The 16910-nt window shown below is 60.8% G+C and carries 17 protein-coding genes; 4 read left to right on the forward strand and 13 right to left on the reverse strand.

Translation table 11 applies throughout. The annotated features are described in order from the left end of the window. The first annotated feature begins 128 nt into the window (after window positions 1-128). A complete protein-coding gene (gene lepA / locus P2W41_RS01095; protein WP_292898338.1) occupies window positions 129-1937 on the forward strand; it encodes a translation elongation factor 4 in 1809 nt (602 codons plus the stop codon). A 143-nt stretch (window positions 1938-2080) separates the two neighbouring features. Here lepA and P2W41_RS01100 read toward each other — a convergent pair whose 3' ends face one another. The 4 genes from P2W41_RS01100 to gyrB all read right to left on the reverse strand — a co-directional run bounded on the left by P2W41_RS01100 (window position 2081) and on the right by gyrB (window position 6265). After that, complete coding sequence (locus P2W41_RS01100) at window positions 2081-2437, reverse strand: hypothetical protein (protein ID WP_404934065.1); 357 nt, start codon at window positions 2435-2437, stop codon at window positions 2081-2083. A 131-nt stretch (window positions 2438-2568) separates the two neighbouring features. Then, window positions 2569-3051, reverse strand: coding sequence for a hypothetical protein (locus tag P2W41_RS01105; RefSeq protein ID WP_292898336.1), 483 nt, complete (start codon window positions 3049-3051; stop codon window positions 2569-2571). Further along, window positions 3048-3677 carry a CGNR zinc finger domain-containing protein gene (locus P2W41_RS01110; RefSeq protein ID WP_404934066.1) on the reverse strand — a complete coding sequence of 210 codons (630 nt, stop codon included), beginning with the start codon at window positions 3675-3677 and terminating at the stop codon, window positions 3048-3050. Before P2W41_RS01110 ends, P2W41_RS01105 begins: the two co-directional genes overlap by 4 nt. A 140-nt stretch (window positions 3678-3817) precedes the next feature. Next, window positions 3818-6265: a DNA topoisomerase (ATP-hydrolyzing) subunit B gene (gene gyrB / locus P2W41_RS01115; protein ID WP_292898334.1), complete on the reverse strand. Its 2448-nt coding sequence runs from the start codon at window positions 6263-6265 to the stop codon at window positions 3818-3820. A 221-nt stretch (window positions 6266-6486) separates the two neighbouring features. Between gyrB and P2W41_RS01120 the strand changes: the two genes are divergently transcribed. Both P2W41_RS01120 and P2W41_RS01125 read left to right on the forward strand, forming a co-directional pair. Continuing rightward, window positions 6487-7461, forward strand: a complete 975-nt coding sequence (locus P2W41_RS01120; protein WP_404934067.1) for a complex I NDUFA9 subunit family protein — start codon at window positions 6487-6489, stop codon at window positions 7459-7461. A gap of 10 nt (window positions 7462-7471) precedes the next feature. Next, the gene (locus tag P2W41_RS01125) at window positions 7472-8239 is read left to right on the forward strand and encodes a sulfite exporter TauE/SafE family protein (RefSeq protein ID WP_404934068.1); all 768 of its coding nucleotides are present in this window, start codon (window positions 7472-7474) and stop codon (window positions 8237-8239) included. Between the two features lie 67 nt (window positions 8240-8306). On the opposite strand, the gene P2W41_RS01130 is transcribed toward P2W41_RS01125, so the two are convergent. From P2W41_RS01130 to P2W41_RS01170, 9 genes are all read right to left on the reverse strand, one after another. Next, window positions 8307-9650, reverse strand: coding sequence for a bifunctional folylpolyglutamate synthase/dihydrofolate synthase (locus tag P2W41_RS01130; RefSeq protein WP_404934069.1), 1344 nt, complete (start codon window positions 9648-9650; stop codon window positions 8307-8309). Between the two features lie 45 nt (window positions 9651-9695). Beyond that, window positions 9696-10652, reverse strand: coding sequence for an acetyl-CoA carboxylase, carboxyltransferase subunit beta (gene accD / locus P2W41_RS01135; protein ID WP_404934070.1), 957 nt, complete (start codon window positions 10650-10652; stop codon window positions 9696-9698). A 42-nt stretch (window positions 10653-10694) separates the two neighbouring features. Further along, complete coding sequence (trpA, locus tag P2W41_RS01140) at window positions 10695-11534, reverse strand: tryptophan synthase subunit alpha (RefSeq protein ID WP_404934071.1); 840 nt, start codon at window positions 11532-11534, stop codon at window positions 10695-10697. A gap of 114 nt (window positions 11535-11648) precedes the next feature. Beyond that, window positions 11649-11891: a hypothetical protein gene (locus P2W41_RS01145; protein WP_229449376.1), complete on the reverse strand. Its 243-nt coding sequence runs from the start codon at window positions 11889-11891 to the stop codon at window positions 11649-11651. 2 nt (window positions 11892-11893) lie between these two features. Next, complete coding sequence (gene trpB, locus P2W41_RS01150) at window positions 11894-13114, reverse strand: tryptophan synthase subunit beta (RefSeq protein WP_404934072.1); 1221 nt, start codon at window positions 13112-13114, stop codon at window positions 11894-11896. A gap of 10 nt (window positions 13115-13124) precedes the next feature. Then, a complete protein-coding gene (locus P2W41_RS01155; RefSeq protein WP_404934073.1) occupies window positions 13125-13790 on the reverse strand; it encodes a phosphoribosylanthranilate isomerase in 666 nt (221 codons plus the stop codon). Between the two features lie 122 nt (window positions 13791-13912). Beyond that, the gene (locus P2W41_RS01160; RefSeq protein WP_404934074.1) at window positions 13913-14677 is read right to left on the reverse strand and encodes a M48 family metallopeptidase; all 765 of its coding nucleotides are present in this window, start codon (window positions 14675-14677) and stop codon (window positions 13913-13915) included. Window positions 14678-14771: 94 nt separating this feature from the next. Then, window positions 14772-15203, reverse strand: a complete 432-nt coding sequence (locus P2W41_RS01165) for a DUF2852 domain-containing protein (RefSeq protein ID WP_292898325.1) — start codon at window positions 15201-15203, stop codon at window positions 14772-14774. Window positions 15204-15366: 163 nt separating this feature from the next. Beyond that, window positions 15367-16140, reverse strand: a complete 774-nt coding sequence (locus P2W41_RS01170) for an alpha/beta hydrolase (protein ID WP_404934075.1) — start codon at window positions 16138-16140, stop codon at window positions 15367-15369. A 177-nt stretch (window positions 16141-16317) separates the two neighbouring features. Here P2W41_RS01170 and infC point away from each other — a divergent pair, with 177 nt between their 5' ends. Beyond that, complete coding sequence (gene infC, locus P2W41_RS01175; RefSeq protein WP_229450069.1) at window positions 16318-16860, forward strand: translation initiation factor IF-3; 543 nt, start codon at window positions 16318-16320, stop codon at window positions 16858-16860. Window positions 16861-16910 lie beyond the last annotated feature (50 nt).

Genomic DNA, 16910 nt, shown 5'->3' on the forward strand with positions numbered 1-16910 from the left:
GGGCGGGATATATGGTCGCCCATTCCCATGCGCAATGTCGCGAACTTTTTGCTCCTGACACGCCACGACGTCGATCTGCTGCAGCAATCTGCTTGTCGAAGAACGGACTGCCTGCTAAGGCCAGCGGCATGACGAACACGCCACTTTCCAATATTCGCAACTTTTCCATCGTCGCGCATATCGACCATGGCAAGTCGACGCTCGCCGACCGGCTGATCCAGATGACCGGATCCCTGGAAGACCGCGAGATGAAGGATCAGATCCTCGACTCGATGGATATCGAGCGTGAACGCGGCATCACCATCAAGGCGCAGACCGTGCGTCTCGAATATGATGCGCGCGACGGGCAGCACTATGTGCTGAACCTGATCGACACGCCCGGCCACGTGGACTTTGCCTACGAGGTCTCGCGCTCGCTCTCGGCCTGCGAGGGTTCGCTTCTGGTGGTCGACGCCAGCCAGGGCGTCGAGGCTCAGACACTTGCCAATGTCTATCAGGCCATCGACAACGATCATGAGATCGTGACTGTCCTCAACAAGGTCGATTTGCCGGCCGCCGACACCGATCGCGTCAAGGAACAGATCGAAGAGGTGATCGGGCTTGATGCCTCAGATGCGATACCGATTTCCGCAAAGACCGGCGTGGGCATCGCCGAGGTTCTGGAAGCCATCGTGACACGCCTGCCCGCCCCCGAGGGCGGTGACCGTGAGGCTCCACTCAAGGCGTTGCTGGTCGATAGCTGGTACGATGCCTATCTCGGCGTGATCGTGCTGGTGCGGGTGATCGACGGAAAGCTCCGGAAGGGCCAGACCATCCGCATGATGGGCACGGACGCCAAATATCCGGTGGATCGGGTTGGCGTCATGACCCCGAAGATGGTGATGGTGGAGGAGCTTGGTCCCGGTGAGATCGGCTTCATCACCGCCTCGATCAAGGAAGTGGCCGACACCCGTGTCGGCGACACCATCACCGAGGACAAACGGCAGACGGATAAACCGCTACCGGGCTTCAAACCCGCGCAGCCAGTGGTCTTTTGTGGTCTGTTTCCCGTCGATGCGGCAGATTTTGAAGACCTGCGTGCCGCCATGGGCAAGCTGCGCCTCAACGATGCCTCCTTCTCCTTTGAGATGGAGACCTCCGCAGCCCTTGGTTTCGGCTTCCGCTGCGGCTTCCTCGGCCTTCTGCATCTGGAAATCATTCAGGAGCGGCTGGAGCGCGAGTTCAATCTTGACCTCATCGCCACCGCGCCCTCGGTGGTCTACCGCATGAACCTGACATCCGGTGATCAGGTCGAACTTCACAACCCAGCCGACATGCCGGACGTGGTGAAGATCGCCTCCATCGAGGAACCGTGGATTAAGGCGACCATCCTCACACCGGACGATTACCTCGGCGCGATCCTGAAGCTCTGCCAGGAGCGGCGCGGCATCCAGACGGATCTTTCCTATGTCGGCAAGCGCGCCATGGTCACCTATGAGCTGCCGCTCAACGAGGTGGTGTTCGATTTCTACGACCGGCTGAAATCCATCACCAAGGGCTATGCGAGCTTCGACTATCAGCTCACCGGCTACCGCGAAGGCGACCTCGTCAAGATGTCGATCCTCGTCAATGAGGAGCCGGTGGATGCGCTTTCCATGCTCGTGCACCGGCAGGCCGCGGAAAAGCGCGGTCGCGTCATGTGCGAGAAGCTGAAAGAGCTTATCCCTCGCCACATGTTCAAGATCCCGATCCAGGCGGCCATCGGCGGCAAGGTCATTGCACGCGAAACCATCTCGGCCATGCGCAAGGACGTGACGGCCAAGTGTTACGGCGGCGACGTGACCCGCAAGCGCAAGCTGCTCGAGAAGCAGAAAGAGGGCAAGAAGCGCATGCGCCAGTTCGGCAAGGTCGAGATTCCGCAGGAAGCCTTCATCCAGGCCCTGAAGATGAGTGACTAAAGCATCTCGCAGTCAGGTGGAAACACCTGACTTGCGCACAAGAGCGGAAAACGGGTGGGCTTGCTGCCACGGCAGACAAACCCACCCCGATGCCGCTGAAACGGGCTGCCCCGCCACCCGGGCCCGGCGGCACCGTTTCTTGTTCAGCGGGCCTTGAGCTTCAAGCCTCCGCTGCATTCGACGATCTGCTTGCCGGCCATCTGATAAGCAGAGTCCCATGAGACTTTCACCGTCTTCGGACAGCTGCGATAGGTCTTGTCTACAAGGTTCACGCTGCCCTGCGGGGTGTTGGCGGTGATCTTGACCAGCTTCAGTCCCTTGGCGCTGCTGATGGTGCAGACGACGTGGTTGGGCACTGAACAATTCATGGACGGCCCTGCCATCTGCGGCGCAAGGGCGAATTGACCGGCAACGCCGGTGGTGGGTAATCCAGTGGCTGACAGCATGATCAGTGAGGCTGCAGCCATTGCGATGCGGTTGGTCTTGAAAGAATAGGGCATTGTCATCTCCAGTTCGGGTCCAGTTCGGGTCCAGTTCGGGTTTCGGGAAGGGGCAATCACGCCCCGACATCCGTTAGTCGCCGTGGTCTGGAGAAAGGTTCATCAGGAAAATTCTGATGGACGTTCGCTTCTCAGTTGGGGTTGAGATGGTAGCCCGGCCCGACGGTGAGCGGCCTGTCTGGTACGACCTTGTCGCTGATCTGGCTCGCAAAGGTCGTGTCCCCTTCCCAGATCATGCTGGTTTTCTCACGGTCGTAGACACGGATCGATACCTTGTACGGCTTCTTCGCTTCGACCCCGCGAACCGGCGGTGTTCTGAGCGCGTAGCGGTCGGTCATCGTGCTCACCCGCTCCGACACCACGAGCGGCGCGCCGCCCGCCGGGTTCTCGAATGTCGCCTCGATGATTGAGCCACTGGCCAGCGGTCGCACCACCTGAGCGGTAAACCCATAGAACACCTCACCCTGGCGGTAGTTGAACATGAAACCACCGCCCAGGATCTTCACGTAGGGGTCCTGCGAGGGATCATTGCGGGTGAACCACCCCACAGCAAAAAGCAGCCCACACAACACAAATGCGGCAACGACGATGCTGCGTAAAGATATGAATTTCATGATCTTTTTTCCCTCAAACGGGCAGCATGGCGCCGTGCTTTCGCCGCGCCCCCACAATGCTCCATGCTGCACCAGCGGCGGGAGGCATTTTTCGTTTCATCGAAGAACAGCCATCCGCAGCCTTCCGGCCCGGGACAGGCCTTCAGTCGATGCAGCTCGCCTTCTGTGAGCATCGCTTCAGCGCTGAGCGCAACAGCCAGAAGAGGAACATCGAGATCGAGGCGGCTCTTGTCCCAGCTCCAGATAAAGCGCTCCGCGTCCTTCTTCAGGCATTGACGCTGCCGGCCCGCGCTCACGAGTTCGCCAAGCGCGCCGAGCGCATCCTTCGACGGGTCTTCTCCGATGATCGTGTTCTGGAAAACCGCAAAGAGCGTTTCGCGAAATTGCGCGGCTCTGGCATGTGCGGCCGCCGCCACAGGAGGGTTCGTTTCCGCCATCGTCTGCAGACGGGTCAGAGTTTCCGTGTCGAACACAGCCAGTTGGCTGCACCAGCCGAGCAGTGCCGCCATATCGGGGATATAGTCCTTCGTTGCCGGCCTCGAACGGCAATTCACCGTGTTGACGAAGTCCAGGCAAAGCCTGCCGCCAAAAAAGAACGGCACTGGCCACGCTGCGTTCTCAGCCAAGGCTCCAATCTCCCATTGACTAACCAGCTAAAACCATTTTGCCGGTTAGTCAATGATTGAACCGAAGAACGGATGTGCGCCAAACGAAAACGGCGCCGGTTGCCCGGCGCCGCTTGCATGAAACCGACTGCGGAACAGCGTCAAATATCGAGATTTGCCACAGACAGCGCGTTGTCCTGGATGAACTCCCGACGCGGTTCCACTTCGTCACCCATCAAGCGTGAGAAGAGCGAATCCGCGTCCGTCGCATCGGTCACCTTGACCTGGAGCAGCGAGCGCGCATCGGGATCCAGCGTCGTCTCCCAAAGCTGCTCGGCATTCATCTCGCCAAGGCCTTTATAGCGCTGCATGGTGAGGCCCTTACGGCCCGTGGCGAAGACCTGATCGAGCAGCGCCATCGGCCCGGAAATGACTTCCGACTTGTCCTTGCGGCGCAGCACAGGCGACTTTGTATAAATCTCCTGCAGACGCGCTGTGTAGCGGTCGATCGCACGCGCATCGGCCGAAGCGACCAGCGCCGAATCAAGCACAACCACCTCCCGTACGCCACGAACTGTGCGCTCAAAGAGGTAACCGCCCGCACCCTCGTTCGAAGGGTTGACGCGCCCTTCCCAGCCGCGCTCGGTATCCTCGGCGATCATGTCGAGCCGCTCGGCCACGTGCTTCACAGCTTCTGCGGCTCGACCCGGATCGGCGAGCACCGCCGCGCTGAGCGCACCGGCAATCGCCGCCTGCTCCACCACAGAACGATTGTAGCGGGTATGAAGGCCATTGATCAGCGAGCGTACCCCGCGCGCATCCTCGATCACCTGCTTCAGATCCTGACCGCCGCGCACTTCGCCGTTGGAAAGTTCCAGCGTTGCCTCTTCGAGGCCCGAATCGATCAGGAATTCCTCAAATGCCGCCTCATCCTTGATGTACTGAACGGACTTGCCGCGCGTCACCTTGTAGAGCGGCGGCTGGGCGATATAGAGATGCCCGCGCTCGATCAGTTCCGGCATCTGCCGGAAGAAAAAGGTAAGAAGCAGCGTGCGGATATGGGCGCCGTCAACGTCGGCGTCCGTCATGATGATGATCTTGTGGTAGCGCAGCTTCTCTGCGTTGAACTCATCCTTGCCGATGCCCGTTCCCAGCGCCGTGATCAGCGTGCCGATCATGTCGGATGAAAGCATGCGGTCGAAGCGGGCGCGCTCCACATTCAGAATCTTGCCGCGCAGCGGCAGGATCGCCTGGTTCTTGCGCGAGCGGCCGGATTTTGCCGAACCGCCAGCGGAGTCACCCTCGACGATGAAGAGTTCGGATTTGGCCGGGTCGCGTTCCTGGCAGTCGGCGAGCTTGCCTGGCAGAGACGTGATGTCGAGCACACCCTTGCGCCGTGTCAGCTCACGCGCCTTGCGCGCCGCCTCTCGCGCTGCCGCAGCTTCCACCACCTTGCCGATCAACACCTTGGCTTCCGCCGGATGCTCCTCGAACCAGGTGCCTAACGCCTCGTTGACGAGACTTTCCACCACCGGTCGCACTTCGGAGGAAACCAGCTTGTCCTTGGTCTGGGAGGAGAACTTCGGATCCGGCACCTTCACCGAGAGAACCGCTGTCAGACCCTCACGGCAATCGTCGCCGGTGAGCGAGACCTTTTCCTTCTTGGTAAGGCCCGAGTTCTCCGCGTAACCCGTCACCTGCCTTGTCAGAGCGCCACGGAAGCCGGCCATGTGGGTGCCGCCATCACGCTGAGGAATGTTGTTGGTAAAGGCCAGCACATTCTCATGGTAGGAATCGTTCCACCACATGGCCACTTCCACCGTGATGCCGTCCTTCTCAGCGCCGATGGAAATCGGCGCGTCGATCAGCGGTTTCTTGGCGCGGTCCAGATATTTGACGAACTCGACAATACCGCCGTCGAAGAGGAATTCCTGCTTCCTCTCGTCGGCATGGCGTTTGTCGGTCAGAAGGATGCGCACACCCGAATTCAGGAAAGCAAGCTCGCGCAGGCGGTGCTCCAGCGTGTCGTAATTGAATTCCGTCATCGTGAAGGTATCGGGCGAAGGCAGGAAGCTCACTTCCGTCCCCGTCTCGTCACCTGCGTCACCCGTCACCGCAAGCGGCGCATCGGCGACGCCGTGAGTGAAACTCATCTCGTGGACTTTGCCCTTGCGGCGGATCTTGAGCTTTAGCCAGATGGACAGTGCGTTCACCACCGACACACCGACGCCGTGGAGACCACCGGAAACCTTGTAGGAATTCTGGTCGAACTTACCGCCGGCATGGAGCTGCGTCATAATGACCTCGGCAGCAGATACACCCTCCCCTGCGTGCATGTCGGTCGGGATGCCGCGGCCATTGTCGGTCACCGTGCAGGAACCATCGGGATTGAGCGTTACCGTCACCAGGGTTGCATGCCCCGCCAGCGCCTCGTCGATGGCGTTGTCGACCACCTCATACACCATGTGGTGCAGGCCGGACCCGTCATCCGTATCGCCAATATACATGCCGGGGCGTTTGCGGACGGCATCCAGCCCCTTCAAAACCTTGATGGATTCAGCGCCGTATTCGGCCGGTTCGCCTGGGAGAGTTTCGGGCGTGTCGCTCATCAAATTCTTTCGCTCAGGAGCCCTGAGGGAACCCCCTTTTGGGCATGGGAAATCTGCGCCGCGAATCATCCGGCGCCTGTCCCCCAAGATATAGGCGTTTCAGGGCTTTTTTCCAAGTTTTGCAGCGATTTCCGCCTGGGGATGAAAACTATCGCGGGGCACCCTTTGCCTTTGGAGCGAAACCGATTATGAAGCCGTTGAGAAACCGGAGACAGAGGCAAATGGCCACCATCAGCCAGAAACCTAAGCTCATCACCATTTTCGGCGGCAACGGCTTTGTCGGCCGACATCTGGTACAGGCCCTCACACGACGCGGCCACCGGGTGCGTGTTGCATGCCGCAATCCCAATCTGGCCATACACCTGCAGCCGCTCGGCAATGTGGGCCAGGTGCAGGTCGTGCAGGCAAACCTGCGCAACCGCGCTTCGATCGACCGCGCGGTCGACGGTGCCGATCACGTGATCAATCTCGTTGGCATCCTCTATGAATCCGGCCGCCAGTCTTTTGACGCGGTTCAGCATTTCGGTGCCCGTGCGGTGGCGGAAGCCGCCCGCGCCGCCGGTGCGAAACTGACCCACGGGTCTGCCATCGGGGCCGATCCGGAGTCCGATTCCGACTATGCCCGCACCAAGGCACTGGGCGAAAAGGCGGTGCTGGAAACCGTCAAGGATGCGGTGATCATTCGCCCCTCCATCGTATTCGGTCCGGAAGACGATTTCTTCAATCGCTTTGCCAACATGGCGCGGTTCTCGCCGTTCCTGCCGCTGATCGGTGGTGGCGAGACGAAGTTCCAGCCTGTCTATGTTGGTGATGTGGCCGAGGCCTATGCCCGCTCGGTCGATGGAGATCTCAAAGGCGGCCAGATCTACGAGCTGGGTGGACCGGAAGTGCTCTCCTTCCGAGAGTGTCTCGAAGAAATGCTCGAAGCGACCTATCGCAAGCGCTGGTTCGTCACCCTGCCCTGGTTCGTCGCGCGCATTCAGGCCCGCATTCTCGGACTTTTGCCGAATCCGATGCTGACGCTCGATCAGGTGAAGCTCCTGAAGACCGATAATATCGTTTCCGAAGAGGCGAAAACGGCTGGTCGCACGCTCGACGGCCTTGGCATCCAGAAGCATTCACTGGCTGCCATTCTGCCAACCTATCTTTGGCGCTACCGCCCGGCTGGCCAGTTTACCCGAAAACAGTTCCTGTAAGGCGGGGCTCTTGAGCGGTTGGGATACGCTTCTACCTGAAGCGCTGGGCGCGGTCCCGGCGCTTCTCCTTGTGATCGCCAGCTTCTTCACCTCCGCGCTCACCGCCGCCTTTGGCGTGGGCGGCGGTGTGGCCATGCTGGCGCTGCTTGGCCTTTTCATCCCGGTCGCGGCGTTGATCCCCGTTCATGGCGCGGTACAGCTCGGCTCCAACACCGGCCGCGCCTGGCATCAGCGGGCGCATATCCGCTTTTCCATCGCCACGCCGTTCATTCTCGGTAGCCTGATCGGCGCTGCCGTGGGTGCCTATTTCGTGGTGCAATTGCCCGACGCGCTCCTGAAGCTCGTTCTGGGCGTTTTCGTCATCGCCGTCACGTGGACAAAAATCCCCGGTGCGGCGCAACTCAGCCACGCAGGCCTCGCCGCCGGCAGTGCGGTGCTCGCGCTTGCGACAATGTTTGTAGGTGCAACTGGCCCGCTGCTATCGGCCTTTTTCGCGCAGATCATTCCCGACGACCGGAAAGCGCTGATCGCCACACACGCGGCCGGCATGACGGTGCAGCACGCGCTCAAGGTGATTGCCTTTGCCCTTGCAGGCTTCGCCTTCTGGCGCTGGCTTCCCTTCATCGCGCTGATGATCGCATCGGGCTATCTCGGCACGGTCTATGGAACGCGCCTTCTTCAGAAAATGCCGGAAAAGACCTTCCGCCGCTGGTTCAGGATCGGTCTCACGCTTCTCGCACTCGACCTCATCCGTCGCGGCGTGATTGGGATGATGTAAGCGGCTTTCCACGTCCTCATTCGTCATCCTGTGGCTAGACCATAGGATGACGAGACGGGAGCCGGAATCAGCGCGGCGGGGTGCCGTTTTCGGCCAGGACCGCACCAATCAGATAGAGCGAACCGCAGATCAGGATGCGCGGCGGGGGCTCGGTGCCGTCGCGGCCGGTATCGAGCGTATCACGCAAAAGCTTGAGCGCATTGGCGACCGAATGGACAGGTTCGGCCGAAAGCCCCGCGTCCATGGCGCGCGCCGCGAGCTCGGCATTGGGCACACCCGCATCGCTCGACGGCACCGGGACCGTATAGACATGCCTGGCCATGCCCTCGAAGGCGCGGAAATAGCCGGTCTGGTCCTTGGTGTTGATCATGCCGGCAATCAGGAAAAGAGGCCGCGGCGAGCGGTCTTCCTCGGAAGCAAGCGCCTCGGCTATCGCTTCGCCCGCGCCGGGATTGTGCCCGCCATCGATCCAGATTTCAGCGCCTTCCGGCCCGAGCTCCGAAAGCGTCCCCTGTGGGAGACGCTGCAGGCGACCGGGCCAGACAACGCGCTCCATCGCCGCCTCGGCCGAACGCAGACCAACAGGAAAACCCGCCGCCTTGACGGTGGCGATGGCTGCCGCCGCATTGGCGATCTGATGCCGGCCCGAAAGCTGGGGCAGCGACATGTCAAAGAGACCGTCATTGTCCTGATAGATCATGCGGCCGTTTTCCTCGAAGGCCAGAAAATCCTCGCCATAGACGGTGAGCGGGCAGGAAAGCCGCTCCGCCGTGTCCACAAGGACCTCGCGCGCCGCATCGAACGGCTGCTGCCCGACCACGACAGGCGCACCGCGCTTGATGATGCCGGCCTTCTCGACAGCAATCAGCTCTACACGGTCGCCGAGATAGGCTTCGTGGTCGAGCGAAATCGGCATAATGAGGCTGGCTGCCGGATGGGGAATGACATTGGTCGCGTCAAACCGGCCGCCGAGCCCGACCTCGACAATCGCCACATCCGCCGGATGCTCCGAAAAGAGCACGAACATCACCGCCGTGAGGATCTCGAAGACGGTGATCTTTTCACCGGCATTCGCCTCAGCCACCCGCGCCACGGCATCCGCCAGAACCGCATCCTCGACCAGCCTTCCGCCAGCTTCGGCACCGAGCCGGTAGCGCTCGTGCCAGTTGACCAGATGCGGTGAGGTGTGGACATGAACGATCCGGCCCGACGCTTCCAGAACGGCGCGGGCGAAAGCCGTGGCCGAACCCTTGCCGTTCGTTCCGGCCACATGGATGACTGGCGGCATTTTCAGATGCGGGTTGTCCAGCCGGTCGAGCAGGCGCGTGATGCGCTCGAGCGACAGGTCGAAGCCCTTGGGATGGAGCGACAGAAGACGCTCTATTTCCCGCTCGGCGGAGAGAATGGTCATCTGAGTCCTGCCTGGAGGTTTTTCAGCCGGCTAATATCTATGTCATCAAGCCTTCGGCTGTTCCACCGCTGTCTGTTTTGACTCGACAGGAACCGGAGCCGTTTCGGCCTCGTCCACCGGTGCGTCTTCCACGACTTCCGGCGCAGCTTCCGCCTTCTCCCTGAGCAGAATCTTCAACAGCCGTGCGATGGTTTCCTTCATCTCCAGCCGCGAAACCACCATGTCGACCATGCCGTGATCGCGCAGGTATTCGGCGCGCTGGAAGCCTTCCGGGAGCTTTTCCCGAATGGTCTGCTCGATCACGCGCGGGCCGGCGAAGCCGATCAGCGCACCGGGCTCGGCGATGTGGACATCGCCCAGCATGGCGTAGGACGCGGTCACGCCACCGGTCGTGGGGTTGGTGAGCACGACGATGTAGGGCAGGCCCGCCTCCTTCAGCCGGTCGAGCGCGACCGTGGTGCGCGGCAGCTGCATCAGCGAGAGGATGCCTTCCTGCATGCGCGCGCCGCCCGAGGCGGCATAGAGCACCAGCGGCAACCTGCGCTCAACGGCGGTCTCGAACGCCCGGACGATCGCTTCGCCGGCTGCCATGCCAAGGGAACCGCCCATGAAGGCGAAATCCTGCACCGTGGCCAGTAGCTCAAGCCCCTGAACCCGGCCAACGCCGCTCAACACGGCATCTTCCATGTTGGTCTTGGCCTTGGCATCACGCAGGCGTTCGGTATAGCGGCGTTCATCGCGGAATTTCAGCGGGTCGGTCACGACCTTCGGGTTTTCCAGCGTCTCATACTCGCCATCGTCGAAGAAGCTTTTCAGCCGCTCGCGGGCGGAAATCTTCATGTGATGGCCGGAGGAGGGAATGACCCAGAGATTGTCTTCCAGATCCTTGTGAAAGACCATCTCGCCGGTCTCGGGATCCTTGATCCAGAGGTTCTCCGGCATGTCCCGGCGACCGAGCATCGAGTTGATCTTCGGTCTCACATAGCTGGTGATCCAGTTCATTCCATATGCCTTCTGTTTTTCCGCATTCCGAAGATGCGCCAATTATCGGGCAGCAGCAAGGCGCGCCTGGCGCACCCCGTCTGCCAGCCCCTTCACAAGGGTTGCCACGGCCTCGGCGGGGTCTTCGATCCGTTTGCCGTTGTCGTCGTAGCACTGGGCGATGGCCGCAACGACGGCGCTGCCGACCACAACACCATCCGCCGCCTCGCCTATCGCCCTGGCCTGCCGCGCCGTCTTCACGCCGAAGCCGACGCAGATCGGCAGATCCGTGTGCTCCTTGATGCGCGAAACCGCTTCCGAAACATTGTTCGTGTCAGGCAATGCTGATCCCGTCACACCCGTCATCGAGACGTAATAGACAAAGCCCGACGTGTTCTCCAGAACCTTTGGGAGACGCTCCTCGTCTGTCGTCGGTGTGGCCAGACGAATGAAATTCAGCCCCGCCTTGATCGCCGGAACGCAAAGCTCCTGATCCATCTCCGGCGGCAGGTCGACGATGATCAGCCCGTCAATGCCGGCTTCCTTCGCATCGGTCAGGAAGCGTTCCACGCCATAGATGTAGATCGGGTTGTAATAACCCATCATCACGATGGGCGTGTCGTTATTTTCCTGGCGAAAGTCACGCGCCATCTGGAGCGTCTTCGCAAGCGTCTGCCCGCCCTTGAGCGCGCGCAGGCCAGCGGCCTGGATGGCCGGGCCGTCGGCCATGGGGTCGGAGAAGGGCATGCCCAGCTCGATCACGTCGCTGCCGGCCGCAGGCAGCGCCTTCATGATCGAGAGCGAGGTCTCATAGTCCGGATCCCCGCCCATGAAATAGGTCACGAGTGCCGGGCGGTTTTCTTCCTTCAGCCGCGCGAAGCGGCGGTCAATGCGGGTGGTCATGATGGTCCTGGGTCCTCGTACATCCAGCGCGGCGCCCCCACGCCGTCTTGCAGTCCTTGCGGTTGCAGCGGCCTTATCGCTCGATCACGAACGCGGCAATGCAATGCGATCAGCCTATCCCTCGGCGTGCTCGCGGATTTCAATGGTGACAGTGAAGGCGTAGAAGCCATCGCGCTCGATCCGGCTTTTCGCTTCTTCGGGGTCGAAGGCGATGCGCGGTTCGCCGTCATCGGCCACACGGGTCAGGAAGGCAAGGTTCTGGCTTGCCCTTATCCCCTTCGGGTTTTCCCTATCGTCGTCCTGGCGAATGGCCACGTAGTGGTGCTGGTTTTGCTTGGAACGATAGATTTCGAACATGTTCACATCTCCATGCCGAGCATCTTTCCGACGGTGTGGACGTCCTTGTCCCCGCGTCCGGAGAAATTGACGATCATGATCTGGTCCCTGCCCATGGTGGGTGCAAGCTTGATCGCATGGGCAATCGCATGGGCCGATTCCAGCGCCGGGATGATGCCCTCAAGCCGCGTCGTCATCTGGAACGCCTCGATCGCCTCATCGTCCAGAACGGGCGAATAGATCACACGGCCCGTATCCTTCAGCCAGCTATGCTCCGGCCCGACGCCGGGATAATCGAGCCCGGCAGAGACCGAATGCCCGTCGAGGATCTGCCCGTCTTCATTCTGCAGAAGATAGGTGCGGTTGCCATGCAGCACGCCCGGGCGGCCCGCCGTCATGGAGGCGCAGTGCTCGTCACCCGCAAGCCCGTGCCCACCGGCCTCCACGCCGTGGATTGCCACCTGGCGGTCGTCGAGGAAGGGATGGAACAGGCCGATGGCGTTCGAGCCGCCGCCCACGGCCGCCACGATGGCATCGGGCAGCCTGCCTTCCAGCTCCTTTATCTGCTCGCGCGCTTCCGTGCCGATCACCGACTGCAGCTCACGCACCAGCTCGGGATAGGGATGCGGGCCTGCCGCCGTGCCGATCAGATAATAGGTGTCCCCGACATTGGTCACCCAGTCGCGCAGCGCCTCGTTCATGGCGTCTTTCAGCGTGCCATGCCCGGAAGAAACCGGCTTCACCTCGGCGCCCAGAAGATGCATGCGGAAGACGTTCGGCTTCTGCCGCTCCACATCGGTCGCGCCCATATAGACCACGCAGGGCAGGCCGAAGCGGGCGGCCACGGTGGCAGACGCCACGCCATGCTGGCCGGCGCCGGTCTCGGCGATGATGCGGGTCTTGCCCATGCGCTTTGCGAGCAGGATCTGGCCAAGGCAATTGTTGATCTTGTGCGAGCCGGTGTGGTTCAGATCCTCACGCTTGAAGTAGATCTTCGCGCCGCCCAGATGCTCGGTCAGCCGTTCGGCGAAATAGAGCGGCGAGGGCCGGCCCGTATAGTGGCGGCCCAGATATTCAAGCTCGGCGCGAAACGCCGGATCGTTCTTCGCCTCATTCCAGTGTTTTTCCAGATCGAGGATCAGCGGCATCAGCGTCTCGGCCACAAACCGGCCGCCGAAGATCCCATACATGCCCTCGTCATCAGGGCCAATCCGGAAGGAATTGGGTTCTGCCGGTTTGTTCAAGCCACTCTCCTCATGCCGGAGCCGCATCTGGTTCAAGCGCACGCCGGATGGCGGCGAAGAAGTTGCGTATCAATTCCGGGTCTTTCTCGCCAGGCGCGCTTTCAACGCCAGACGAAATGTCTATTCCGCGCGGCGTCGCGGCTTTCAGGGCCGCGCCAATATTGGCCGCATTCAGGCCACCGGAAAGCATGTAATCCACGTTATCGTCAAGGCCGGCCAGAAGCTGCCAGTCGAAGGAGACCCCATTGCCGCCGGGAAGCTCGGATCCTTTCGGCGGCTTGGCATCGAACAGGAAACGGTCGGCAACGCCGCGATAGGGTGCGATGCGATCCAGATCGGCCGCCTCGCGGATGGCGAAGGCCTTCATCACCGGCAGGCCGTAGCGTGCTTTCACCTGGGCGACGCGCTCCGGGCTCTCGCCGCCATGAAGCTGCAGAACATCGGGCTGAACAGCGCTCACGATGGCATCCAGTCCCGCATCATCGGCATTCACCGAAACGGCAACAGCCTGTGCGCGGCCAAGGGCTGCTTTTCGCAGGTTTGCAGCCGTATCGGTCTCCACATGGCGAGGGCTTTTCTCGAAGAAAATAAAGCCGATATGGCTCGCCCCGCCATCGAGTGCTGCCGCCACGGTTTCATCGGTCTTCAGACCACAGATTTTCACGTCGAATGTCATAAAAGGGAAGTGGCACGAAACGGCGGCGGAGTCGAGGCTGGAGGCGAGGGCGCCAGGCGCCGGCATCTCAATAGCAATCAGGCAAACCTGCCCTCAGAGACAGACCCGGCAAAGCACGCCCGTCACTCAAACCAAATGGCCTGTAAAGCCGTGCCGTTGCGTTTCAGCCAGTCCTTGCAACGGTCCGTTTCGGGGCACAGCTCCCGGCAGAGCTTCCAGAAACGGGCGCTGTGGTTCATCTCTTTCAGATGCGCGACCTCATGAGCGACCAGATAATCGATCACCAGCGGCGGAGCCATCATGATGCGCCAGGAAAATGAGAGTGTGCCATCGGAGGTGCAGGAGCCCCAGCGGCTCCTGGTGTCGCGGAAGCGGATCGCGCGGGCGCGTTTGCCGATGGTGGTGGTATGCTTTGCCACCAAAGCTTCGATGTCGCGCTTGGCCTCGCGCTTCAGGAAGTCTGCGACCCGCCGCGGCAGGCGCTCCCCCTCCCCAGGCACAACGATCACGGGCGCGCCTTCGTGCACGGCAAGCCGCGCAGCGCCACGCCTCTCCGGATCGTGCACGATGAGATGCGGCACGCCGCGCACCGGGATCTTGATGCCCGGTCGGACCAGAGGTCGTTCGGGCAGTTTTTTCAGCTTCTGCTCAAGCCAGCCGGTGTGGCGGTCGAGAAACTCTTCCACCTCACGGGAGCGGGAGAGTCCCGGCGGAACAGTGACGCGAAGACCCCGTCCGCCAGGCTCGATACGCAGCGTTAACCGCCGCGCTCTGGCATTTTCGACAATGCGTAGCGGCAACTCCCGTCCGGCAACGCGATGCATGCGTTCGGCCGGAGGAGCTGCCACCCTGAGCCCGATCATCTTGTTGAGGAAACCAAGCGCCATGGAGAAAGAATAAGCGATTCGTGGAGAAAAACGCGTAAAGAAAACGGCACCTCGATGAGATGCCGTTTCAACCGTTTACCTGTTGTCCACTGGATCAGGCCTCGTCGGTCACATCGGGGACGGACTTGCCGCGGCCCGATTTACGACCCTTGTTGCGTTCGTTCATGAAACGATCGAACTCTTCCTGATCCTTGGCCCGGCGCAGCTCGCGCATGTAATCATCGAACTCGTCGCGCATCTCGTCGAGCTTGCGGCGTTCCTCGGCGAGGCGCTCCAGCTCCTTGTCGCGCCAGTCGTCAAAGGCGACGTTGCCTGTAAACGCATGACGCTTTGATGCACGCCGGCAGCCGGCGAAAACTTCATCGGTTTTTCGGTTCACGTCCTTCTTGAACTCCCCGAGCCGGTCACCCCACAGAATGTAGGCGAGCATGGCGAGGCCGAGCGGCCAGAACACCATGAAACCCACCACCATCAGAGCAATCGTCGCAGGCGTCCAGGCGGGACGGATAAGCGCAGAATTTGTCATGTTCACCCGTTCCTTTCCTTGAGCATGCAACCCCCGGGAAGCTGCATGGTTTCGAAATGGGGGCTCAATTTTCGAGATTCAAGGAAATGATAAACGAGAATCGCACAAACATTTGATTTTACGACATTTATTTACACATTTCCGCATCATTCCGGCAACCAGCCTAAACCGCGCGATCGATCAAACCTTCCAGTGACCGCAAGATCAGTGCGATGTCCTGCGGCCTGGAAAGCCGATGATCGCCGTCGCCGATGAGCGACAGGGTGACGTCATCCGCCGGCAGGTGTTCTGTAAGCCGCATGGCGTGGGTGAAGGGAACGTCGGGATCGGCTTTGCCCTGCAGAATGTGGACCGGGCAGTGCGTGTCGAGAATGCCATCAAGCACCCGATTGCGCTTTCCGTCCTCAAGCAGCGCGCGTGTATAAATGTAGGGTTCGTCGGAATATTCGGAGGGCTCTTCCATATACCCCTTCTCTTCAAGCTCCCGGCGATTGGCCGCCGACATTTTGGGCTCGACCAGCTCGCTGGTGAAATCGGGAGCCGGCGCCAGGAGAAGCAGGGCGGCCAACCTGTCACCCTCTCCCTCCTCGTTCAGCTTCTGCGCCATCCGCAGGGCGATCCACGCGCCCATGGACGACCCAACGAGAATCTGCGGCCCTTTCGTGAAAGCCCGGAAAACGCCAAGGCTCTGCTCCAGCCAGAGAGAGATCGTGCCTTCTTTGAACGCGCCGCCGGATTCACCATGGCCAGAATAATCATGCCGCAGGAAAGCGTGGCCCTTTTTGGCTGCCCATCCATCCAGTGCCTCAGCCTTGGTGCCGAGCATGTCGGATTTATAGCCGCCCAGCCAGACGACACCGGGTGCGCGGCCCTCCCGATATCGGTATGCGATCTGCGTATCGCCAATCGTCAGAAAGCTCGCCTTCGCATCACTCATCAACTGTCTCCCATACCGGAACCAATGGTCGATCAAACGCTTTCCCGTTCAGGCAGAACGAGAAACGTGATTCTTTTGCCCTTATATGCTATTGACACTTCGCCTGCCGAGACGACATACGCCTCGTCTCAAAGGCAAAGCCGAAACAAGTGGTTCAACAATCAGGAGATCACGACCATTCGCAGACCATTCAAAGCGCCGCCTCAGAAAGTAGAAGGCCCGCGCGCAAACCGCGACATCCGGGTTCCCCAGATTCAGCTCATTGACGATGAAGGCAACAACCGCGGCGTTCTCGACACGGAAGAAGCCCTGCGTCTTGCCGAGGAAGCGGGTCTGGACCTGGTAGAGGTGGCTTCCAACGCCAAGCCGCCCGTTTGCAAGATCACCGATCTTGGCAAGATGAAATATCAAAGCCAGAAAAAGGCTGCCGAGGCGCGCAAGAAGCAGAAGACCATCGAGATCAAGGAGATCAAGATGCGTCCGAACATCGACACCCATGACTATGAGGTGAAGATGAAGGCCGTGCGCCGCTTCTTCGAGGCTGGCGACAAGGTCAAGCTGACGCTGCGTTTCCGCGGCCGCGAAATGGCGCATATGGAACTCGGCATGCAGCTCCTCAACCGGGTCAAGGAAGAGGTCGAGCCTATTGCCAAGGTGGAAGCCGAGCCTAAGCTCGAAGGCCGTCAGATGATGATGGTTCTGGCACCGCGCACCACCTGATTGGCACTGCGCTCGAAAAGACGCACACCAACACGACAACAAGCCGGGGC

The organism is Nitratireductor sp. L15S-10 (assembly GCF_045011005.1).
GTDB lineage: Bacteria > Pseudomonadota > Alphaproteobacteria > Rhizobiales > Rhizobiaceae > Nitratireductor.